Source organism: Mesorhizobium sp. EU05-FHT14A09, assembly GCF_058790995.1.
Window position 1 is genome coordinate 63,757 of record NZ_JBYTDF010000012.1, and the last position, 18,705, is coordinate 82,461.

An 18,705-nucleotide genomic window follows, 5' to 3' on the forward strand; every position below is an offset into this window, starting at 1 on the left:
TAACGGGTTGTCAGACCAAGCGGATCAAGCGCGGCCCTAGCACGGTGAGGATCAGTGCGTTTGCCTGAGGCAACAGCCTACGTTGCGATGACCCATTCTCGTTGAAACGGTGCTTCGATCTCGCAAACAACACCCGACGGCGCGTACTCGATCCGGACTTCACCATTCATCTGCGTCGACAACAGCTCGATCAAGCGCGAGCCGAACCCTTTATGACGGGGCGTTGCGACGGGCGGACCGCCACGTTCTGTCCACGACATGGTCAGACGAGGGCTTTCACCACGAACCAGGGACCACTGGACCTCAACGCGGCCCGTTGGCACGGACAAGGCGCCATATTTCGCGGCGTTGGTGGCAAGTTCATGCAAGGCCAGAGAAAAAGACAACACCACCTCGGATGGCAGTCGCAGGCGTGGGCCTGTAACCGCGATATTCGCCGTACCGTAAGGCGATAGAACCTCTTCAACGAGCGTGGTCAGCTCTGCCCCGCTCCAGCTTTCCGCCGTCAACAGGTCGTGGGCCTTGGACAAGGCAAGAAGGCGCGCGTCGAACGCCGTTCGCGCCAATGTGTGTTCTTCTCCGCGAAACGTCTTCGTGGCAATCGCGCGCACCGTCGCCAGAACGTTCTTTACACGATGGTTCAATTCATTCATCAGCAGCCGCTGCAGGGTCTCGGCCTCCTTCCTGGCTCTGATGTCCCTGGCGATTTTCGATGCTCCGACAATGCGTCCTGTCGCATCGCGCACGGGCGAAACGGTAAGCGATACGTCGATCTTTGCACCGCTCTTGTGAACGCGCACCGTTTCATAGGGCTCGACGCGTTCCCCGCAGCGGATGCGCGACAGAATGGCATGCTCCTCTTCCGATCGATCCTCCGGCAGGAGAATGGTGACGGACCGGCCAACAACTTCCTCCGGCGAAAAGCCGTAAAGTCGCTCGGCGCCTGCATTCCAGCTCGTTATCCTTGCATCGAGATCAATGCTCATGATGGCGTCATCCGACGACTCGATGATGGCCGCCAATCTTTGCCGGGTTTCCTGTGCGAGAACGCGTTCGGTCGTTTCGCTGACGATACAGAAAACACCTCGCACCGATCCGGTTTCGTCGCGGACCGGGGAGTAGGAAATATCAAAAAATACGTTCTCCGGATGACCATGCCGTTCGATGTAGAAGGGCCGGTCCTTGGCCGAAACGGTTTCGCCGTCGCGAAGCACCCGCTGCAGAAGCGGCTCCAGATCGTCCCACAGTTCCGACCAGTTTTCGCGCGCCGGCCTTCCAAGAGCCCGCGGATGTTTGTCGCCAATCGTCGGCGCGTAGGCATCGTTGTAGAGGGCTACGTAATCCTCGCCCCAGAACATCACGATCTGTGCCGTGGAAGGCAACATGAGGTCGACTGCAATGCGCAGGCATGCTGGCCATTGCTGCCTGGGACCGAGGCTGGTGTTTTCCCAGTCGTGTTTGCGGATGAGTTCTGCCAGGTCGCTTGTAATTTCGGCACTCATGGATAACGCCGTTACATGTCAATGGCGACTTGAATTAGCACATCTGCAAACAACCGTAAGCACCATCTTGCCGTGCAGAACGGCAGGCCAAGCTCACTGAGAACGGGCTTGGCCTCGAGGAACTCACGGCTCCTGAAATTCAGTAGCATGAGGGGCGAACGTCCAGGGAAACGTTCAAGCCGGTAACGGGCTTATCCTATATGAAGCCGCAAACCTCCTTAGAGACCTGCGGCAACCGTCCTGTTCGGCCCGCTCGCGGCGACGGCAGCCGCCCAAAGAGGCCTATGCCGCGAGCGCCGGGCTAAAATTTGGCCCGGACGCTTTGCGATCAAGATAGAGGTTCAGCGTTTCGGCAATCTCCTGGCCGTCGAAGACACCCTGGGCGAAAAGGTTCATCGCTGCCTTCGCCAGGTCTTCCGCTGCCGGACTGCCGTGGCCGAAGCCGCGCTCCTCACACAGCATATCGTAGATGCGCTTGAGGGTTTCCATATCGCCGGGATAGGCGATGCCGCTGATGGAAGAGTGAAGAATGGCCATCCTTACCTCCTGAAAGATACGAACAAGCTGTTCCTACGCGTGGATGTTCCGTTTGGCGGATGACCCCGCCGGCACCGAGCGCCGAATGCGCAAGCGCATCTGGCCTGCGGCTGGAAGCGGATTGAAATTCTCCGGCTCGATGGCCGAAAGCTCTTCGGCGACCCGCTCGAGAAGTTTTCTGGGCTCGACAATGCAGCCCTGTGCTTGAGCTGCCTGGACGAAGGCCTCATAGGCCGCCCTCGGGGTACACCAGCCTTCCTTGGCTTTGTTGGTCAGGTTCAACGCCTCGACGTATTTTTCGCAACACTTGTTCGGCCATCCCATGGCCATGACCTTGAACACATCATGAAGGCACGTAACCGTGAATTTGTATCCGCTCGTGGTTTCAAAAATGACCGGCTTGAAAGTCGGCATTGAGGCCCTCCCTAGATGCAGTGAACATCACCTCCGATCGCCTTTCCTCAGGCGATCCAGGCTCAGAAATTCCCGTGTTCGCTCTCGGTTCCCGAAAAGTAACCGGCCCCTATCACGAAGAGTTACAGATTGTTACAAAACCCAAATGCCTGGCGGATGGTTTTATTAGAATGGCCTAATTATTAGGGAAAGCGAGGCACAAGAGAACCCTGTCAAATCAAATCCGCTTTTTGGCGTAAGCCAATTCGGCCTAACCAGAGAAGGCTTTACGCACCGGTTTCCGTGTTCGATACAGCGACCGGTTTCGACTCCGGCGAACCGCGCTGCCGCAACCATATCGAGAGCACGACCAGAACCGCTGTCGACAGGAATTCCGACTGCCAGTTCTGGAACGATTCGAACCAGAACCCCGCATCGGCCAGATAGGACAAAGCAGAATGCAGCTCGGCCCCGTGCAGTCTGGCATCTTCATTGGCTGCCGCAAGGCTCGAGCGCCAGTGTGCAACGAATGAGAGAATGAAAAGACCAGCCAGTGACAGCCCCAGCGAACGACCGTAGAGCCATCGGCCGATTTGGTTCGGCCATGCCGGAGCGCTGTCCTTCGGCCGATCCGGATCATCCGGATCGCGCGATTCCGCCGAACCGCGCTGGAACAGCATGGCAGTGAAGACCACATAGGCCGCCATCTGCAGGAACTCGCTCTCCCAGTTTTCGAACAGGGCGGACAGGAATTGCCCGCTGCGAAGGTAGGCGGCCAAGTCGAGCGCATTCTTCGAGTGATCGACGAGCTCGTTGTTGTAGCTTGCGAGTCCCGTCCCTATCATTCCGAGCAGGCTGATCAGGAAACACATCATCAGGACTAGTGTCAGCCCGTTGTCGCGCAAAAGCTTTTTCAAGGCATCATTCCTTCACGGCCCGGCTCTCAAGGATCTCGGCGGTTCACGCTCGATCTGATCGCTGAAGCGGGTCGCATAAAATCTCAGCAGAGCGTCGTGCCTCTCATCCACCGTCTGCGGGCAGCGTCGGCTGCGATGATGGTGCGAACACCACGGTCAACAGCACTAAGAACCGTGGCCAGCACACAAATATCCGCCTCCCCTGAAATGATCAGGGTGGTGGTCGCAGCAGGCGAAGCAGAACGTCATGCTTTCCCTGCAGCCACGGCCCGAGGCGCGTAGCCGGCGCGTTCCGCCGTAAACTCTGCCATGCTGCCACCGTGCCTCGTATCAGCCGGGATGCCCACGCAGGCGCGGATGGCTGTGGCTTCGCCCTTCGGAATGCCGCGTCTTGTCGTTGACGTCGTTGAGGTCCTCGACCAGACCATATGGTTTTTTCGGTTCATCGGCGCGATCGCCGGTATGGATAGGATCCGGCCGAAGCGACTTACTAGGTTTCGGCGTACGCGCTCCGGTTTCGAAGCTATTGGGACGGGGCATGGTTTGGCTCCTTTCGGGTCAGTGCGGTCGCCTTCCTGAGGATGACCACCGCCTCTTCCTTGGTGAGTCCGCAGCGTCGCGCGAAATAGGATGCCTCGATCGCCGTTTCGATCCGGCGTGCCTTCGCATGCCACTGCATTCCGTATTTCTTGAATTTGGTCATGATTTCAAAACAAGCCCCAGTGCTGGGGCTTGTTTCTCTTTCATGGGATCAGGCAGCTTTTTGCAACGCGCGCTGGTTGGCGTCGCTTTCGGCCAGTTGGGTAAGGGCGGCGTCGGTTTCGCTTTCCTCATCCAGCGTGGCCTTCAAGAGCTTCGCCGCTTCCGGCATGCCGAGCTCTTCGGCCCAGGCACAAAGCGTGCGGTAACGCGCCATCTCATAGTGCTCCACCGCCTGGGCCGCTGCTACAAGCCCCGCGTCGATGGCTGGCGTGCCCTTATACTCCTCCATGATCTCCGAGCCTTCCTCGATGATGCCATCGATGGCCGGACAGGTCTTGCCGCGCGGCGCCTTCTCGAGCATCGCAAACACCTCCTCAAGCCTTTCGACATGGCCCTCGGTCTGGTCGCGGTGTTTTTCGAAGGCCTGGGAGACAGCCGTGTCGGATGCGCTCTTTGCCATCTTCGGCAGCGTCTTCAGGATTTTCTTCTCGGCGTAGAAAATGTCCTTCAATCCATCCAGGAAAAGGTCCTGCAGGCCTTGGGATGAGGTCTTAGCCATTTCAATTTTCTCCATGAAACAAGGCCCCGTTCATTTTCTGAACAGGGCTCGGTGGGTGCCTTACTGGTCGTCGTCTTCGTCGTCGGGGAACTTCAACTCACCGGGGAGTTCGTCGTCTTCATCCGCCGGCTCCACTTCGTCTTGTTCGTCGCTCTCGTCTTGAACGCGATCGCGCCCGACGGAGCGCCGCGCATAGTCCTCACTGTCCACGAAGCTGCGCTTCGCGGGATGCTGGTTCGGCATCGTCGTCTCCCGTGATGGGGGTGGTGAGGTTCATCGACCTCAATCAGCTAACGAGGCTGCCAGACGTGCGTTCCAAAAGATTGCAGCCCTACCAACGCGATTGGGGAAAGCTCGTTGCGGCCATGCCCAGCATCGCTGCAGCCATCACAGGTGTTGCCAGCCAACCCAGGATTTTCACCACAGGTCCCGGTGTGGCACTCTGCTTTCACCGGATTGTGGCGGCTCGGCGAGGATTGGCCTGCATGTCGGCACATTCGATGACCCGAACGCGCGCTTCGCCTTGCTTACACCATGGTGCCGACCTTCGGCTTCCTGGGGTTACCCTGGCGTCGGGTTGCCCGACCACCCGATCGAAAAGCGACGGTGAAAGCGTGCCCCTGCCCATTGTCATCGAGAGCAGCTAACCCGTTGACACCATTGGCGATAGCGATAAAAACGCCTCTGCAACGAACCGCATGGACGACGACCAATGGCAAAGGAACCTTCAATCCGCAAACCTGCCTACGGGCCGAATGAAATCGCATACGATAGCGATTGCCAGGATGCGCTGGCCGGGCCTATCGACAAAATCCTCGACGAGGCCGAAGCCGCGGGCTGGAACCGGGTCAAGGCAGCATCCGCGCTGATGTATTTGAGCGCCAAACGTCTCAAGCCGGCCTAGTCGCCCGAACGCTGCAGCAACAGTGTTTTCCGCCCTTGAAGCCCCGAACTTCCGATCACATATCGTTTTGATCCGCTGCCGCTGTCGGCGGCGGCACCCTTGAACCGCATTGTCGTTCGATTTGGAGGATCTGATGAACGATCGGATGTTCGACAGCCCCGTTTTCGTAAAAAACGGAAACAGCCTCATCCAGGAAATTGCCTGCCTCGAGGACGCCCTGGAGTTTCTCTACGAATGGCCAAAGCCGCGCCGCACACCCATCTATCAGACCGCGGTGCGCGCCTGTCAGCACGCTTTCCAGGGCGACTATCCGCTGGCGTTTGCCAAGTCTGCGTTTGAAGGCTTTGCGCGTTCGGCCAAGGTGCTGGAAGAGCTCGCCGCTCCACCGCCCTGGATGACGCCGCGCAATTCCGGACATGGCGGCAGGGTCGCCTGATCGTTCTCGAAAAAGCCGGCGAGACCGGGGGCGTTGGCGGCGCAGGGTACTTTCAAGAGCCTTCGCGCTGCCGGTCGTGCACGGGAAATTTCGCAAGCCCAGTCCCTTGCGCCTGTCCGCCGCTTGGCGGGATGTTGGAGGGTGGTCTAGTCCCCGACGACGGTCACTGACAATTGAAGTTGCCATATGAGTTCCAGCGTCGGTGACCAATACTGCTGGCAGCGACCGGGCTTGAATGCCCGCAAATCTGGCCGGAGCGGCCACACATAAAGAATGCTGCGCATAAGGCTGCGATCCTGGCTCGCTGCCTGCCGATCCCTCCTTGTCGGCGACCAAGCCTTGCGCGAAATTCTCCCGCTGGGCACCGAGGGGGGAAATTGGATGCGCATCCTGCTGACTGTCTTGCTGATTTTGGCAACGTCTGCGGCTGTTGCCGAATCCTGGACGCCGCCCTCGGATTACGATGGAGGCGCCGTCAACAACAACGGCTTCGACCGTGCTGGCGATCTGGGCAGTCTGACCCAGCCTGATTTCAACACGCCGTCCGACAAGGCGGAGCCCGGCGCGCTGGGGGTGGTGGCCAAGGATAGGTTCGACACCCTCGACATTTATCGCTTCAACATTCCTGCGAACCAGTGGCTGGTGCATTTCCGCTTGGAGGAGACGCCAGCGCGAACCATGTGGCTGTTCGTCCACAACGCACGAGGCGAGATCATCTGGCGCTCGCGCGGCGGCGATGAGGAGGACTTCATCCTCGGGCTGAGCGCCGGCGACTATTTCGCGTCGGTATGGACCGACCCGGGCGTCGCCAACGGGCGCATGCTCAAATACGAGCTTTCGATCCAAGCGCGGCTCGTGCCCCAGGCTGACAATGCTGGCGCGAGCTGCGGCAATGCACCCGTTCTGGACGGCTATCAACACACGGTCAATCTGCAGGGGTCGCTGGAGAACCCGAATGACAGGGATGCCTATGTGCTCTTCCTGCCGGGCGACAGCCATCCCTTCAGCGTTCGCGTCGGCCGGCACTACAGGATGTGGATGGTCGACCCTTACGACAACACGCGCATCACGCTGCAGGAAGGAGCGCACGACAACCTCGAAACGCGCGCCTATGACCCCGGCTACTACTGTCTGTACGTCGATAACTCGTCCGTCTCGGGTCCGGCGAACTATTCAGCGACGCTCAACCCGCAGATCGATCCGCTCGGCCCCCGTGACGTTCGGGGCGATCCCCAGTCGAGCATCAGGAATTTCAACAAGGGACCGCTCACGAGGAATGGGCAATACGGCAAATCCCGTTACATCGACCGCAGCCAGGACAACAACGCGCCCGACCCGACCCTGACGCCATCACATATCTATGTCGTTACCGAGTGGCTGAAGCCGCAGCAAAGCCATTGGCTGATGTTTGACCTGCCGAGCGCACAGAGCGAACTGGAGCTGACCGTCCTGCGCACCAATGCGCTCGTGCGCGCCAGTATCGTCGACGCAACAGGCACCCTTCTGGCCGTCGCAAGTTCCAACGGGACGAGCCTGGTCAACGGCTTCCTGCCCAACCAGCATCTCACCGTGCGACTGCCACGGGGACGCTACCATCTCGTGCTGAAAGAACTCGGTGGCACCCGGACCGGCACGCCCTATACGATCACCGCCATGAGCGCCCCGCGATAAGCGATGCCAGTCGTCCAAAAGCCAGTTGCGGCTAACCCATTATTTACCAAGAGCACTCAGATTGGCACCGCGGATGCGTATCGAGTTCCGCCCAGGCAACAAGACCCGTTCGGTGACGAGCGGGTCTTCTCGTTTTTGCCGCCCGCCGCGACCCTTTCGCGACATGCTGCTGGAATGCGTGTCTATTTTTGCGCTCTTTTGCCACTTCCCCACAAGGCGCGCTGGATCAGATTGCGCTTGCGTTTGCGCGGTATGAGGTCGATGTCACTGACCAGCTTGGCGCCACCCTTGCGCCGCTCCAGGGTGATCTTGCGGCTGTGATAGGTTTCGAGCTCGGCACGGTGTGCGACGCTGATGACGGTCACCCTGGGCAATTCGTCAATCATTATCGCCATCATGCGGTCCTGGCTCTTCTCGTCCAGCGCCGCCGTCGCCTCGTCCAGCACGACGATGTCCGGCCGGTGCAGGAACAAGCGCGCGAAGGCCAGGCGCTGCCTCTCACCACCCGAGAGCGTCTGGTCCCAAGGCGCCTCTTCCTCGATCCTGTCTTTGAGGTGCCCGAGTTCCACCTTGTCGAGCGCGCTCTCGATGTCCTCGGTCGAAAAGTCATCCGCAGCGCCCGGATAGGCGACGGCACGGCGCAGCGTTCCTGTCGGCACATAGGGGCGCTGCGGCAGCATGAACAATTGCTTGTCGGGATGGAAATTCACGCTGCCTTTGCCCCATGGCCACAGCCCGGCGATGGCGCGCACCAGCGTGGATTTTCCGGAACCGGAATCGCCGGAGACAAGAACCCGCTCGCCGGCTTCGATCGCCACCTTGGTTTCCTTCACGACGGCAGTGCCGTCGTCGAGCGACACGGAAAGCCGGTTCAGGCTGACCATGACATCGCCTGCGGCGTCACCATGTTCGATACGCCCGAGCGTATCGTTCTCTTCGGCACGCTCCAGTCCGTCCAGCGACATCATCAGCGAGGCGACACGCCGGGCCGAGGCATTCCAATCTGCGAGGCGCGGGTAATTGTCGACCAGCCAGCCGAACGCGCCCTGCACGATGGCGAAGGCCGAGGCTGCCTGCATCACCTGTCCGAGCGTCATCGACCCGTCAAGAAACTTCGGTGCGCACAACAGGATCGGTACCACCGGCGCCAGCAGACTTGACCCCTGCGACACCATTGTCGTGCGCATGTGCTGACCCGTCAGCCTTGCCCAGCGGGCCAGCACGCCGGCAAAGGTCCTGTCGATGCCGCTGCGCTCTTCTTCCTCGCCGCCAAGCAGGGCGATGCTCTCGCCGTTCTCGCGCACGCGTGTCAGCACATAGCGGAACTCGGCTTCGGCCTGGTTCTTCTGTTCGGAAAGCTGCACGAAGTTGCGACCGATGACGAACATCGAGGTCGAGGTGATCGCGGCATAGATCATGGCCGTGATGACGAGGAAGCCGGGGATGGTGACCATTGATCCCCCGATCGGCACCGTCAGCGCGCCGCCGATCGTCCACAACACCACGATAAAGGTGGAGGCAGACAGAAATGCGTTGAGCACGCCGGAGAGAAAATCCACCGGCGCCTCCGTGGCGATGCGCAGATCCTCTGTCAACCGCGCTTCCGGGTTCTGGTGATCGCCGCTCACAAGGTTCAGCTGGTAATAGCGACCATTGGTCAGCCAACGGGCGATCACGGCCGTCGTGAGCCAGGAGCGCCAACGCCGCTGGATCGTCATGCGCAGATAGACCTGCGTCACCACGATGCTGCCGCTGACCGCGACCAATGGCAGGAAGACCGCACTCAGGAAATAGACGGTGCCGGCATTCCGCTGCTCGATGGCGTCAAACATCAATCGGTTCCAGACATTGATGCCATATTGGAAGCCGACATTGATGCAGATCAGCGTCAGCAGCCCGAGCGTGAGCGGCCATGCGAGCTTGTCGCCACGCCGGCTCCAGTAGCCACGCGCACTGATCCAGAAACGGGTGAAAAGATACTTCTTGCGTGCCTGTTCTGCTTCTTCGGGTGTCAGCTTCGGGTCTGGCTCTGCGGCAGCAGGCGGCGGTGGAACATCTTCGCCTACAGCCTCGGGCTCACCTTCGACGATGAGGTCTTCGTCCGGTACCGCTTTCGTGCGCTTCTTAGCGGGAGTGCCCGTCTTTTTTTGCCGCGGCCGGGATACCTGTTCAGCCGCGGTATTGCGCTTTCGATTGGCGCCAGCGCCAGTCGAATTCGCCTTGTCTGAAGGAACTACGGCTTTCGGCATCTCAAACCACGGTCCAGGATTGACACAACTTCAGGAAATCGCGAGCGCGCTTGTGGCGAGCCAACGACCGGCACGGCCATCGCGCCATTCAGGAGCGCCTCTCAGGCCACTTCTTTTCGGTCGTCGAGTTTGGATTGCGTACAGCCCTAACCGGCTTGTCGTTCGGTTCGGCACCCGGCGGCTTGGGCAAGGCATCCTTCTTGACCTGGTCCAGCTTCGCTTCGACAGCCATCGGAGCCTCCTTGGGGCTCTATTCAACCGTGAAGCGACAAGAAGGTTCCTGAAATCAGCGCCGTGGCCACGGGGCAATCTGCTACGCAGAGGCTTCAGCCGGATCAGTGCCTGGATTTGTTGTCCGCATAGTCGCCTTTCAGCAGCGTCGCGAAATGCCTCGAAACCGCGCTGTCGCAATCGCACGTCATCGCGCGCAGCTCATCGGCCTTGTGAACTATGATGCGCGTGCGTCTCGTCTCCAAAACACCGAGCCTACGCAAATCCTGAAGCACGGGGCTCAGATAGCTGCGGCCGACGCCCAGCATCGAGGCAAGCTGTTCCTGCGTCAGCTTCAGGTCGGTTCCTCCGGTCCGATCGATGGCTGTCAACAGCCACTTGGCGGTCCTTTGTTCGATCGAATGGTTCGCGTCACAGGCGACTGACTGAAAAACCTGGGCCAACACGCACTCCGAATAGCGTGCAAAAATGGTCTCCAGCTTCGCTGACCGACGCCTTGCCTCATCCAGCTTCGGCAGGCCGATCCTCCAGAATGGTCCGCTCATGCGCACTTCAGCCTGGGTGTATGCAGACAGCTGACCTTGCGTGACAAGGCAACCGGCAGCGCCTTCGCGGCCAACAAACATCGTGTCGACGCTGCGCTTGCCGCCGAACACAACGCAATAGGAGATCAAGCTCGCACCGCGCGGAAAATAGGCATGGCGAAGCGGCTCCCCGGGCCGGTGAATGACGGTGCCGGTGTCTGCCTCCCAGTCCTCAAGATATGGCTTGAGTTTGCTGAGGTCCTTTGTATCCAAGGAACGCAGAAGGCTGTTTTCCAATGTTTCGTGCCGGGTGTGCATGGCAAGACATCCTTTCGGCTGCTGCTGCCCCCTTGGGCCAACGCAGGTCGAAGGAAAACGTTCAATGATGTGCGGATCACATTTCGGAACGCGTTGAATGGTCCCCTGGCAATTTGTCCAGACCTCGTTCGGCGGCGGGAGCGCCAAATTGTTTGCGCGCTATGGGACCAAGGCCGGAGGCTGATGACAAGACGAATGCGCCTTGTTCACCGCGACAAGCGACCTTCATCGTCTATGAGGCTCAGGCGAGCGCTGTCTTCATCGGCCCACGCCCAGAGCACGAGATTGAGATCCGCAGCCGTCGAGCCGGGAGCAAAAGAACGGACCAGCAGGCCATTGTAGCCGGCCTGCAAAAGCCTGCAGGCAAATGCCTGCGTCGTCGATCGGCCGCGGGTCTTCATCTGGTCTCGCCACGTCGCGTCAGCGAGGCCTTCGTCGTCCATGTCGAAGGTCGCCAGCGCACCGATATCCCGGCTGTCGAAGACGCGGTCTATGTCAGCCTCATAGGCGACAAGCGTTGTCGGCTGAAGATTGCCGATCTGGCTTGCCTCCCTGATCGCGGTCAGAATGGAAAGCGAAGGGTAGAGTGCGGACGTTCCTTTGGGGTTGAAACGGCCGCCGTAGAGTTCCGCCCCGCGGCCAGACAGCGGTTCTTTCGCATAGACCGGGTTGAGTGCCCGGTAGAGCTTGCCCTGATAGCGCATCGCGTCGGATCAGGCGTAAATGCCAGCGTCGACGGCGTCGATATATTCAAGAACCTCGTCAACCCGCCCGCTTCCGACAAGCTGCATGGCTGTCTGGCCCGAAAATCCCGACAACGGTTCCGAGCGATACCAGGCATAGGCGATGAGCGCCGAGCCGAAGCGCGGTTCAACCTTGTTGATGACCTCGACCATCTCGCGCAACCGGCGTTGGGTCTTGTGGGAACGCACCCGCTCCTGACGTTGAACCGCGTCCTTGCCGAGACCGGCTGACCGGGCTACATCCTCGCTGGTGGTCCAAAGGACGTCCGCAATCTTGCGCGGGGCAAAGAGCCCCTTCTCCGAATATTGAGCGATCGCCATGATTCATCCATTTGCCGTAGATTATGACGCTATTTAGCGTCATAATCACCGACTTTCAAGAGATAACGCATCGTTGGACGCCAACATAATTCGGCGTTCCGCACAAAGCACCTTCAAAGCCAGCCGCCGGTGAAACCAGCCAGGCGCAGACCCTTGCCTACGTATGGACATTGTCGCAGGAGGCGCCAGATGAGCGCCGAACGATGGTTCTCGAACATAATCGCAATGGGACCCTGGTTGATGCCGAGATGCTCCCTTGAAACCCAGGGATGGCCATCGATGGTGCGGACCGTTGGGTTAAAGCTGGCGCCCACGCCGCATGCCGGTGAATCCGCGGGTTCGATCTCGTGAAAATGCCGCACCGCCGGCAGAACGATTTCGGGCGCAAAAGGGAGTGAGGCAAACGCTGCCCAGGGTGAGACGGTGCCATCGTCGGGACCGAAAGGCACGCCGCGGGCCCGGTAGGCAAAGACGTTCCGGCTGGTGCCGTTTCCAGCCCGGTGATGCTTTCCCGGACCGTCACTGGCGGTCAGGCCCCAGCAGTTGTGACTGTAGCCGTCGAAACCACGCGGATTGCGAATTGCGTATTCGCGCTGAACAAAAGTCGCCCTGCGGCTGTTTTCGAAATAGTCCAGCCCTTTTTGGCGCATATAGGAATCGCGAATCCCGCGGAAGTCGATCCACAGATGCGAGAACTGATGGATGAACAACGGCCCGGCATAGACGAACGCCTGGCCATAGATGGTCTTCCAGCGATAGCCTGACAGCCATTTTTCGTAGCTCTCCGCGCCGATGCGATGCGTGGGGGAGCCGAGCGCCAGCACGTACAGGATCAAGGCCTCGTCGTAGCCAAGCCAATGGTATGGCAGGAAACCCCTGCCCGGTTTCCAGCCATGGCAGATCAAGGCATCGCCGTTGCACGCCCACCGCCAGTCGACCCTGAGGTAGAGCGCATCGGCCAGCGTGCGCAGCTCTGCCTCGTCTTCGTCATCCTGATCGAAGTAACGTCTGGCAACGAGCACGCCTGCCAGCAACAGCGCCGTATCGATGGTCGAAAGCTCGCACTTCCACGCCCGCCTGCCCGTCTTCATATCGAGGAAATGATAGAAGAACCCTTTGTAGCCGCTGGCGTCGGGCGCAGTCCCCTGGTGCGCGCTGCACAGAAAGCGCAGCGTTCTGAGTGTGAGCCTGCGCGCCTCTTTTCGGCTGAGCCACGCCCGCTCCGCAGCCACCACATAGGCTGTCAGTCCCATCCCCGTTGCAGCGATGCTTGCCGGTGAATCGGGCCGATCCCTGTCCGCCACCAACCCCGTCACCGGATCGGCCTGGTGGAGGAAATAATCAAGCGCGCGCCGCTGGACCACATCCAGCATGTCTTCATCGGAAAGCACGGCTGATCCTGTATCCATGGCCGTCAGTGAGGCAGGGTTTTTGGGCACCACAACGGCCGGCAGGTAAAATCTTGTTTTTGGTACCCGGTAAAATCACTGTCGGTGGAGCCTTGATGCAGGCTTGCGCGTGCCGTGGAACCTGGCGCCCGGGCCGGCGTTGCTGACGTCTGAAGGAGAGCACCCGCGATGCCGGACCAACTCCAGCTGTTTGCCGAAGAAAGCGAGCCGCACGGGTTTCGTCTGCTCGCGGACTTCGTCAGCCTCGAGGAGGAACGGGCTCTCATCGAGCGCATCCGCGCGCTGCCGCTGGTGCCCTTTCAATTCGGGGCTTTCGAGGGAAAGCGACGTGTGGCATCGTTTGGATGGCGCTACAATTACGCGCTGCACAAGCTCGAGACCGTGACTGGGGCGCCGGATTGGCTGTCGCCTTTCTCCCGCCGCATCGAAGCGCATTTCCAACTTCCGAACGGCGCCATTCGGCAGTTCCTGTGCACCGAATACGACGAAGGCACCGGCATTGGCTGGCATCGCGACAAGCCCCATTTCGATGAAATCTTCGGACTGTCACTCGCCTCGGCCTGTACGTTTCGCTTTCGCCGCAAGGCCAAGACAACATGGCAGCGCCTGAACGTCGACACACAACCGCGCTCGCTCTACAGGATGTCCGGTGACTCTCGCCATATCTGGGAGCACAGCATCCCGCCTGTTCCAGCCCGGCGCTATTCGATCACGTTCCGGACAATGGTTTCCGCCTGACAGGGGCCTTTCGCTGCTTCCTGCGGTCAGGGTCTGCTCTCTTTGCTGAAGTTGGCATTGTGGATTCGGCGGGCGCGTCTTTCTTGGCCTTCTCGCACCACGCCCGGAACTCTGCGACCTCGGTTTCCGTCAATCGCTCGATACCGATGAAGTCGTTCTTGGCCGCGCCAGCCCGAATGAGTTCATCCAGTTTCGCCTGGATGGCGACGCCGTCGCGGTTCTGCGTGCTTTGAATCAGGAACACCATGAGGAAGGTTACGATGGTCGTGCCTGTGTTGATGACAAGTTGCCAGGTTTCGGAGAACCCGAAAAACGGCCCGCTCACCGCCCAGGCAACGACAGACAAGGCGCAAAGCGCAAAGGTGGCAGGCTTGCCGGTCCACCGCGAAATGGTGTCGGCGAAGTGAGAAAAGACTTTTTCCATGAAACGCCGCCGGCTGATGAAATCTCGTCTTCTCAACGAACAACGACGGGCGGCGTTCCAAAATTCAGACCAGCCCGCCCCGCCAGCCGCCAAACCCGACAAACAGATCAATCCGGCGCCTGGTCGTTGTCGCCCCCGGCTCCCGTTCGATGTTCCTCTTGCGCGGCAGCATCGCGCGCCAGGCGCTCTCCGGCGAGCAGCACGATTGGGCCGGGGCAGGCGGCCAGCACTGCCGCCGCGGTGTCGCCAAAGAACAATTCCCGACCCGGCCGGCGCGCCACCCCCAAGACCACCAGCGCCGCACCCTTTGTCGCCTCCCTGACGACGGCGTTGCCTGCGCTGCCGCGCGGCTGCATGACAGTCTGGACAGGCACACCGTAACGATCAGCCAGCTCCGCGACGTCTTTCAGAATGGCCTCTTCGCGTCGATGCGACAGGGAGGCGGCGGCTGGCGTGGCATTGCGCGCAACATAAAGCGCTTTCACCTTCGCACCGTGTGGCCTGGCAATGACCAGCGCGAGTTCAGCGGCGCTGCGTGACATCTCGGTACCGTTGACGGCCACCAGGATGGTTTTGTCACGGTCCAGCAGCGGCGCCGACTTGCTTTGACCGGGATGCTTGAGGACGAGACAGAGCGGGCCGTCAAATGCGTTTACGAGGTCGCTGAATTTGCGCGTGAACATCCCCTTGCCCGTCAAGCCGCGCGCCAAGCCAACGAACAGCATGCTGTAACCCTTGCGTGCCTCTTCGGCGACACGATCAGGAGACACCAGCTCCTCTTCGCGGACCGTCAGAGCGACTTTTTCGACCGCACGCGCTTCTTGCTCGTTCACCGCCCGCGCGCTGGCTTTTGCGCCTTCCTTGAGCGTCTGGACGCCCTGTCGTTTACTTCGACTGGAGGCCTGTCCGGACAGCCCTGCGCGCAGCACGGTCGTGGGCATGCCGCTACCGCCCCCGACCAGGCCGGCGAGATACGACGCGAACCTGCCGAGCGCGCCATTGTCGGCAACCACCAGCAACCTTTCCAGCCTTGAGAGCGCTCCCCGTGCGTCGATGTCCTCACGCTCGAGCCGCTGCTTTTCTTCCGCGCCAAGCGGTATGCGGCCGAGCGCCCACCGCAGCATGGGTGGCATGGCAAGGGTGGTGACTACCGCCATCGTCACGATCATGGTGAACAGGTTCTGCGACAGGATGCTCATCGACAGGCCGATTTTTGCGACGATCACTTCCGTGGAGCCGCGGGCATTCATGCCGCAGCCGATGGCGACGGCCTCACGCCAGGACAGATTGGCGGCCTTGCTGCCGATGAAAGCGCCGCTGAACTTGCCGAGACTGGCGACAACCACGAGGCCGATCGTGAGCAGCGCCAATGTCGGATCGAGCAAGACCGTCAGATCCGCGGAAAGCCCCGCGACGCCAAAAAAGACCGGCATGAAAAACGCCGTGATGATGCCGCGCAGCTGGCCTTCGATATGGCTGGAGAGGATCGGCGACTCGCCGACCAGAATCCCGGCCATGAACGCGCCAAGGACAGTGTGGACACCGATCATGTCGGTGATGATTGCCATCACACCGGTAATGACGAAGATCACCGTGACGACCGCATATCCGCTGCGGACAACGTCGTTGGCCCAGCGGATCAGGAAGAACACGATGCGCCGGCCGATGGTGAGCGAAAACGCCATGAACAGCCCAACCGCGACGATGGTCGTCGCCAGGGGGACCAGGGCGACATGGCCCTGAGTGGCGATGCCGAAAGTGATGGCGATGATGATCCACCCGATCGTGTCTTCGATGATCGCAGAGGCGACGATGATTTGACCGAGATTGCGGCGCATGAAGTTCATTTCCCGCACCACCATTGCCACGATCTTGACCGAGGAAATGGCGAGTGACGTGCCTAGAAACAGGCCGGCGACAATACGCTGATCCGGATTGGGAATCAGCGTCTGCGGCAGGAACTGGGCCAGCGCAAAGCCACAGGCAAAGGGGACGAGTACACCTGTCGCAGAGATCGAAAAACACGCGGCGCCGACACGCCGCACCAGCTTGAGATCGGTTTCCATTCCGGTCAGCAACAGCAACAAGAGGATGCCGACCTGCGAGATCGCTTCGATCATGACTTTCTGTTCGGGACCTGAAGCGAAAACGGCGTGATGAGCTGATGGCCATGCCCACCCGAGCAGGGAGGGGCCAAGAAGAATGCCGCCGATCAATTGCCCCATGACGGCCGGCTGTCCGAGGCGCTGGAGAACTTCACCCAGGCCTCTGCCGACGACGAGCAGCAGCACGATCTCTGCAATGAAGGCGCTTTCCGAGACGGCGCCTGGTCCCGTGGACCTGGCTGCGGCCTCGGCAGCGGTTCCGCCAAAGACACAGAACCCGCTCCACAACAGCACGGCCAGCATCAGCGACACAGCGCCCCCCGTGCGTTGGCGCAATTGGCGTCGGTGGATCATTGCCAATGCACTGCTGAGGTTTCTGCCGACACTCCACAAACCCGAAGGCTCAAAGCCGGGAATGGTTGCTGGCCAAGGAGCGGTCCGCCGTGCTTCGGGCAGCATCCGCTTCCTCGACGTCTATCACCCAGTGCAATTCACCACTTTCGCCGCGCACCCGCACGAGCCATCCGGACTGGGCACGCTCGCTTAACTCAAGGTCGACCAGGAGCGCGACCGCGCGGCGCAGCGCTTCGTCGCGCGCCGCGTCGAGGCTCGGCAGCCTGACGCCGGGAAACTGACGGCTGCCCTCGCCATCGCGGCATTCGAAAATGAAGACGGTGTCGTGTTCCGTTCGCGCCGTGGTGACCGCCACCTCATCGAAATTGCCGTTGCTTTCGGCGTCGTAGCGATTTTCAGCAACACCGACGCTGGCGGTTTCCAGCAACAGCGACCTGGCCCTTGCGAGAACGGCCTCGCCGGCCTCCTGCCGATCGCCTGGCATCTCGACGCTGATGCATTCGTCACCGTCTCCGCAAAAGCGGACGCGGACGATGTTGGCACCCTCCGGGCGAAACACTTCGGTTCGAACGATCTGCATTCTGGTTCTCCGCCGCCCCTGGGCAAGGGTGCCCTCTACGCATCCAGCACAACCAGCTGTTGCTGGTGGTGGCCGGTCGTTTCCCGATCGGGGGCGTGATGCCTCCATCTTGTGAAGGCGTGTTCAGGACGTCTCCGCCCACAACCGGCTGGGTCACAATGCCGCCGCAGATCAATCGTTCCGGAAGATTTGGCTGGCCGGGGCTGCCTCAAGGACACAACTGCGCCGCAGAACCGACGTCCCAACCGGCAGCAGATTTTGGGAACGGGTGATCGTTCCGGTTGGTTTGTCAATCCAGAGAGGAGACAAACCATGTCCGATAGAACCACCCCGACCATTTCCGGCCCAAAACCTTCCCTCGCCGACGAGGCCCCCCTGACGTCGCGGTCCAATGTCGGGGAGCACAAGGAAACACCGGATACCGTCGATCTCCTGCGACCAGGAGCGACAAGTTCTGATGACGATACCAGAAGTGACCGCATTCGCGCGCGCGCCGATCAATTGTGGCGCCAAGGCGGGCAACTCGATGCCAACCCTGAAGACCATTGGCTGCAGGCCGAGAAGGATGTCGACGCGGAAGATCGTCTGGCCGCGGACAGATCGAATGCAGCACGCGACGAGTATGCCGATGACATTGCGGAAGCGGAGCGGCGCAGACCGTTGGAAGAATTTCCGCCTTTCGACGATCCGGCATTTTCCCCGGAGCCTGCGCAACCGCCTGTCGGGCTCGCCGGAGCTGCGCCTGACGAAGCCGAAATTCAGCCGTACCCGTCTCACCCCGAATTCACCCAACACGCAATTCGAGCGCCCGCACGTCAGCGAGAGACCGCGTCCCGGGCGCTCGAAGAAGGCGCAGCGTCCAAAGCCGGAACGCCAGAATAGCGACCAGGTGCTGGAACCGAAGAGTGCCGGCATGGCTGACCTGCCGGTCAAGGCGGTTCCTGCCTAGCAACCTCACGTGCCATGATCAGGCCGATCGCAGCAACCGTGAGCGTCCCGGCTGGCAATGTCGGAAAATGGTCCATGGCGGCCCTTTGCGCTGGCGGGCGCCACGGCGCTCCGCTCCTAAGCCGTTGCGAAAGCTGGAA

23 protein-coding genes and 1 pseudogene are annotated in these 18,705 nt (G+C 60.6%); 6 read left to right on the plus strand and 18 right to left on the minus strand.

Annotation, left to right across the window (positions count from 1 at the left end; translation table 11 throughout):
* Positions 1-77: 77 nt before the first annotated feature.
* The 9 genes from AC3WTO_RS27845 to AC3WTO_RS27885 all read right to left on the minus strand — a co-directional run bounded on the left by AC3WTO_RS27845 (position 78) and on the right by AC3WTO_RS27885 (position 4,853).
* Positions 78-1,502: a sensor histidine kinase gene (locus AC3WTO_RS27845; protein ID WP_492464241.1), complete on the minus strand. Its 1,425-nt coding sequence runs from the start codon at positions 1,500-1,502 to the stop codon at positions 78-80.
* A 282-nt stretch (positions 1,503-1,784) separates the two neighbouring features.
* Entirely contained in the window at positions 1,785-2,039 is a 255-nt protein-coding gene (locus AC3WTO_RS27850) for a hypothetical protein (protein WP_492464240.1), read from the minus strand.
* A 33-nt stretch (positions 2,040-2,072) separates the two neighbouring features.
* Positions 2,073-2,453, minus strand: a complete 381-nt coding sequence (locus tag AC3WTO_RS27855; protein WP_492464239.1) for a DUF982 domain-containing protein — start codon at positions 2,451-2,453, stop codon at positions 2,073-2,075.
* Between the two features lie 266 nt (positions 2,454-2,719).
* Positions 2,720-3,349, minus strand: a complete 630-nt coding sequence (locus tag AC3WTO_RS27860) for a DUF6766 family protein (protein WP_492464238.1) — start codon at positions 3,347-3,349, stop codon at positions 2,720-2,722.
* Positions 3,350-3,432: 83 nt separating this feature from the next.
* Positions 3,433-3,564 carry an isochorismatase family protein gene (locus tag AC3WTO_RS27865; RefSeq protein ID WP_492558459.1) on the minus strand — a complete coding sequence of 44 codons (132 nt, stop codon included), beginning with the start codon at positions 3,562-3,564 and terminating at the stop codon, positions 3,433-3,435.
* A 115-nt stretch (positions 3,565-3,679) separates the two neighbouring features.
* Complete coding sequence (locus AC3WTO_RS27870; RefSeq protein WP_492464237.1) at positions 3,680-3,889, minus strand: hypothetical protein; 210 nt, start codon at positions 3,887-3,889, stop codon at positions 3,680-3,682.
* Positions 3,873-4,052, minus strand: a complete 180-nt coding sequence (locus tag AC3WTO_RS27875) for a hypothetical protein (RefSeq protein ID WP_492464236.1) — start codon at positions 4,050-4,052, stop codon at positions 3,873-3,875. Before AC3WTO_RS27875 ends, AC3WTO_RS27870 begins: the two co-directional genes overlap by 17 nt.
* Before the next feature lie 48 nt (positions 4,053-4,100).
* Positions 4,101-4,610, minus strand: a complete 510-nt coding sequence (locus tag AC3WTO_RS27880; protein ID WP_492464235.1) for a YciE/YciF ferroxidase family protein — start codon at positions 4,608-4,610, stop codon at positions 4,101-4,103.
* Positions 4,611-4,670: 60 nt separating this feature from the next.
* Positions 4,671-4,853, minus strand: coding sequence for a hypothetical protein (locus AC3WTO_RS27885; RefSeq protein WP_492464234.1), 183 nt, complete (start codon positions 4,851-4,853; stop codon positions 4,671-4,673).
* 469 nt (positions 4,854-5,322) lie between these two features.
* Here AC3WTO_RS27885 and AC3WTO_RS27890 point away from each other — a divergent pair, with 469 nt between their 5' ends.
* From AC3WTO_RS27890 to AC3WTO_RS27900, 3 genes are all read left to right on the plus strand, one after another.
* The gene (locus AC3WTO_RS27890) at positions 5,323-5,514 is read left to right on the plus strand and encodes a hypothetical protein (protein WP_492464233.1); all 192 of its coding nucleotides are present in this window, start codon (positions 5,323-5,325) and stop codon (positions 5,512-5,514) included.
* A gap of 133 nt (positions 5,515-5,647) precedes the next feature.
* The gene (locus AC3WTO_RS27895; RefSeq protein ID WP_335316856.1) at positions 5,648-5,950 is read left to right on the plus strand and encodes a DUF982 domain-containing protein; all 303 of its coding nucleotides are present in this window, start codon (positions 5,648-5,650) and stop codon (positions 5,948-5,950) included.
* Between the two features lie 381 nt (positions 5,951-6,331).
* Positions 6,332-7,621, plus strand: a complete 1,290-nt coding sequence (locus AC3WTO_RS27900; protein WP_492464232.1) for a hypothetical protein — start codon at positions 6,332-6,334, stop codon at positions 7,619-7,621.
* Between the two features lie 182 nt (positions 7,622-7,803).
* Here AC3WTO_RS27900 and AC3WTO_RS27905 read toward each other — a convergent pair whose 3' ends face one another.
* The 6 genes from AC3WTO_RS27905 to AC3WTO_RS27930 form a co-directional block, all read right to left on the minus strand.
* Complete coding sequence (locus tag AC3WTO_RS27905; RefSeq protein WP_492464231.1) at positions 7,804-9,870, minus strand: ABC transporter ATP-binding protein/permease; 2,067 nt, start codon at positions 9,868-9,870, stop codon at positions 7,804-7,806.
* A gap of 88 nt (positions 9,871-9,958) precedes the next feature.
* Positions 9,959-10,102, minus strand: coding sequence for a hypothetical protein (locus AC3WTO_RS27910; RefSeq protein WP_492464230.1), 144 nt, complete (start codon positions 10,100-10,102; stop codon positions 9,959-9,961).
* 103 nt (positions 10,103-10,205) lie between these two features.
* Positions 10,206-10,943 carry a Crp/Fnr family transcriptional regulator gene (locus tag AC3WTO_RS27915; protein ID WP_492464229.1) on the minus strand — a complete coding sequence of 246 codons (738 nt, stop codon included), beginning with the start codon at positions 10,941-10,943 and terminating at the stop codon, positions 10,206-10,208.
* Between the two features lie 206 nt (positions 10,944-11,149).
* Positions 11,150-11,647, minus strand: a complete 498-nt coding sequence (locus tag AC3WTO_RS27920; RefSeq protein ID WP_492464228.1) for an RES family NAD+ phosphorylase — start codon at positions 11,645-11,647, stop codon at positions 11,150-11,152.
* Positions 11,648-11,656: 9 nt separating this feature from the next.
* Positions 11,657-12,007, minus strand: coding sequence for an antitoxin Xre/MbcA/ParS toxin-binding domain-containing protein (locus tag AC3WTO_RS27925; RefSeq protein ID WP_492464227.1), 351 nt, complete (start codon positions 12,005-12,007; stop codon positions 11,657-11,659).
* Between the two features lie 113 nt (positions 12,008-12,120).
* Positions 12,121-13,416, minus strand: coding sequence for a glucoamylase family protein (locus tag AC3WTO_RS27930; protein WP_492464226.1), 1,296 nt, complete (start codon positions 13,414-13,416; stop codon positions 12,121-12,123).
* 168 nt (positions 13,417-13,584) lie between these two features.
* Between AC3WTO_RS27930 and AC3WTO_RS27935 the strand changes: the two genes are divergently transcribed.
* The gene (locus AC3WTO_RS27935) at positions 13,585-14,154 is read left to right on the plus strand and encodes an alpha-ketoglutarate-dependent dioxygenase AlkB (RefSeq protein ID WP_492464225.1); all 570 of its coding nucleotides are present in this window, start codon (positions 13,585-13,587) and stop codon (positions 14,152-14,154) included.
* On the opposite strand, the gene AC3WTO_RS27940 is transcribed toward AC3WTO_RS27935, so the two are convergent.
* The 3 genes from AC3WTO_RS27940 to AC3WTO_RS27950 form a co-directional block, all read right to left on the minus strand.
* A complete protein-coding gene (locus AC3WTO_RS27940; RefSeq protein WP_492558456.1) occupies positions 14,126-14,689 on the minus strand; it encodes a low affinity iron permease family protein in 564 nt (187 codons plus the stop codon). The two genes, AC3WTO_RS27935 and AC3WTO_RS27940, sit on opposite strands and share 29 nt — an antisense overlap.
* Entirely contained in the window at positions 14,686-16,986 is a 2,301-nt protein-coding gene (locus tag AC3WTO_RS27945; protein WP_492464307.1) for a cation:proton antiporter domain-containing protein, read from the minus strand. The genes AC3WTO_RS27940 and AC3WTO_RS27945 overlap by 4 nt, the downstream gene beginning before the upstream one ends.
* A gap of 100 nt (positions 16,987-17,086) precedes the next feature.
* Positions 17,087-17,617: a DUF6894 family protein gene (locus tag AC3WTO_RS27950; protein WP_492464223.1), complete on the minus strand. Its 531-nt coding sequence runs from the start codon at positions 17,615-17,617 to the stop codon at positions 17,087-17,089.
* A 312-nt stretch (positions 17,618-17,929) separates the two neighbouring features.
* Here AC3WTO_RS27950 and AC3WTO_RS27955 point away from each other — a divergent pair.
* Positions 17,930-18,181, plus strand: a pseudogene (locus AC3WTO_RS27955) (DUF2934 domain-containing protein); the annotation flags it as partial.
* Positions 18,182-18,245: 64 nt separating this feature from the next.
* On the plus strand, positions 18,246-18,566 hold the full coding sequence (locus AC3WTO_RS27960) for a hypothetical protein (protein ID WP_492464314.1): 321 nt from the start codon (positions 18,246-18,248) through the stop codon (positions 18,564-18,566).
* Positions 18,567-18,705 lie beyond the last annotated feature (139 nt).

Coding starts and splice junctions, on each gene's coding strand:
- AC3WTO_RS27845 (WP_492464241.1), bottom strand. CDS start 1,502: ATGAGTGCCGAAATTACAAGCGACCTGGCAGAACTCATCCGCAAACAC.
- AC3WTO_RS27850 (WP_492464240.1), bottom strand. CDS start 2,039: ATGGCCATTCTTCACTCTTCCATCAGCGGCATCGCCTATCCCGGCGAT.
- AC3WTO_RS27855 (WP_492464239.1), bottom strand. CDS start 2,453: ATGCCGACTTTCAAGCCGGTCATTTTTGAAACCACGAGCGGATACAAA.
- AC3WTO_RS27870 (WP_492464237.1), bottom strand. CDS start 3,889: ATGCCCCGTCCCAATAGCTTCGAAACCGGAGCGCGTACGCCGAAACCT.
- AC3WTO_RS27875 (WP_492464236.1), bottom strand. CDS start 4,052: ATGACCAAATTCAAGAAATACGGAATGCAGTGGCATGCGAAGGCACGC.
- AC3WTO_RS27880 (WP_492464235.1), bottom strand. CDS start 4,610: ATGGCTAAGACCTCATCCCAAGGCCTGCAGGACCTTTTCCTGGATGGA.
- AC3WTO_RS27885 (WP_492464234.1), bottom strand. CDS start 4,853: ATGCCGAACCAGCATCCCGCGAAGCGCAGCTTCGTGGACAGTGAGGAC.
- AC3WTO_RS27890 (WP_492464233.1), top strand. CDS start 5,323: ATGGCAAAGGAACCTTCAATCCGCAAACCTGCCTACGGGCCGAATGAA.
- AC3WTO_RS27895 (WP_335316856.1), top strand. CDS start 5,648: ATGAACGATCGGATGTTCGACAGCCCCGTTTTCGTAAAAAACGGAAAC.
- AC3WTO_RS27900 (WP_492464232.1), top strand. CDS start 6,332: ATGCGCATCCTGCTGACTGTCTTGCTGATTTTGGCAACGTCTGCGGCT.
- AC3WTO_RS27905 (WP_492464231.1), bottom strand. CDS start 9,870: ATGCCGAAAGCCGTAGTTCCTTCAGACAAGGCGAATTCGACTGGCGCT.
- AC3WTO_RS27910 (WP_492464230.1), bottom strand. CDS start 10,102: ATGGCTGTCGAAGCGAAGCTGGACCAGGTCAAGAAGGATGCCTTGCCC.
- AC3WTO_RS27915 (WP_492464229.1), bottom strand. CDS start 10,943: ATGCACACCCGGCACGAAACATTGGAAAACAGCCTTCTGCGTTCCTTG.
- AC3WTO_RS27920 (WP_492464228.1), bottom strand. CDS start 11,647: ATGCGCTATCAGGGCAAGCTCTACCGGGCACTCAACCCGGTCTATGCG.
- AC3WTO_RS27925 (WP_492464227.1), bottom strand. CDS start 12,007: ATGGCGATCGCTCAATATTCGGAGAAGGGGCTCTTTGCCCCGCGCAAG.
- AC3WTO_RS27930 (WP_492464226.1), bottom strand. CDS start 13,416: ATGGATACAGGATCAGCCGTGCTTTCCGATGAAGACATGCTGGATGTG.
- AC3WTO_RS27935 (WP_492464225.1), top strand. CDS start 13,585: ATGCCGGACCAACTCCAGCTGTTTGCCGAAGAAAGCGAGCCGCACGGG.
- AC3WTO_RS27945 (WP_492464307.1), bottom strand. CDS start 16,986: ATGCTGGCCGTGCTGTTGTGGAGCGGGTTCTGTGTCTTTGGCGGAACC.
- AC3WTO_RS27950 (WP_492464223.1), bottom strand. CDS start 17,617: ATGCAGATCGTTCGAACCGAAGTGTTTCGCCCGGAGGGTGCCAACATC.
- AC3WTO_RS27960 (WP_492464314.1), top strand. CDS start 18,246: ATGACATTGCGGAAGCGGAGCGGCGCAGACCGTTGGAAGAATTTCCGC.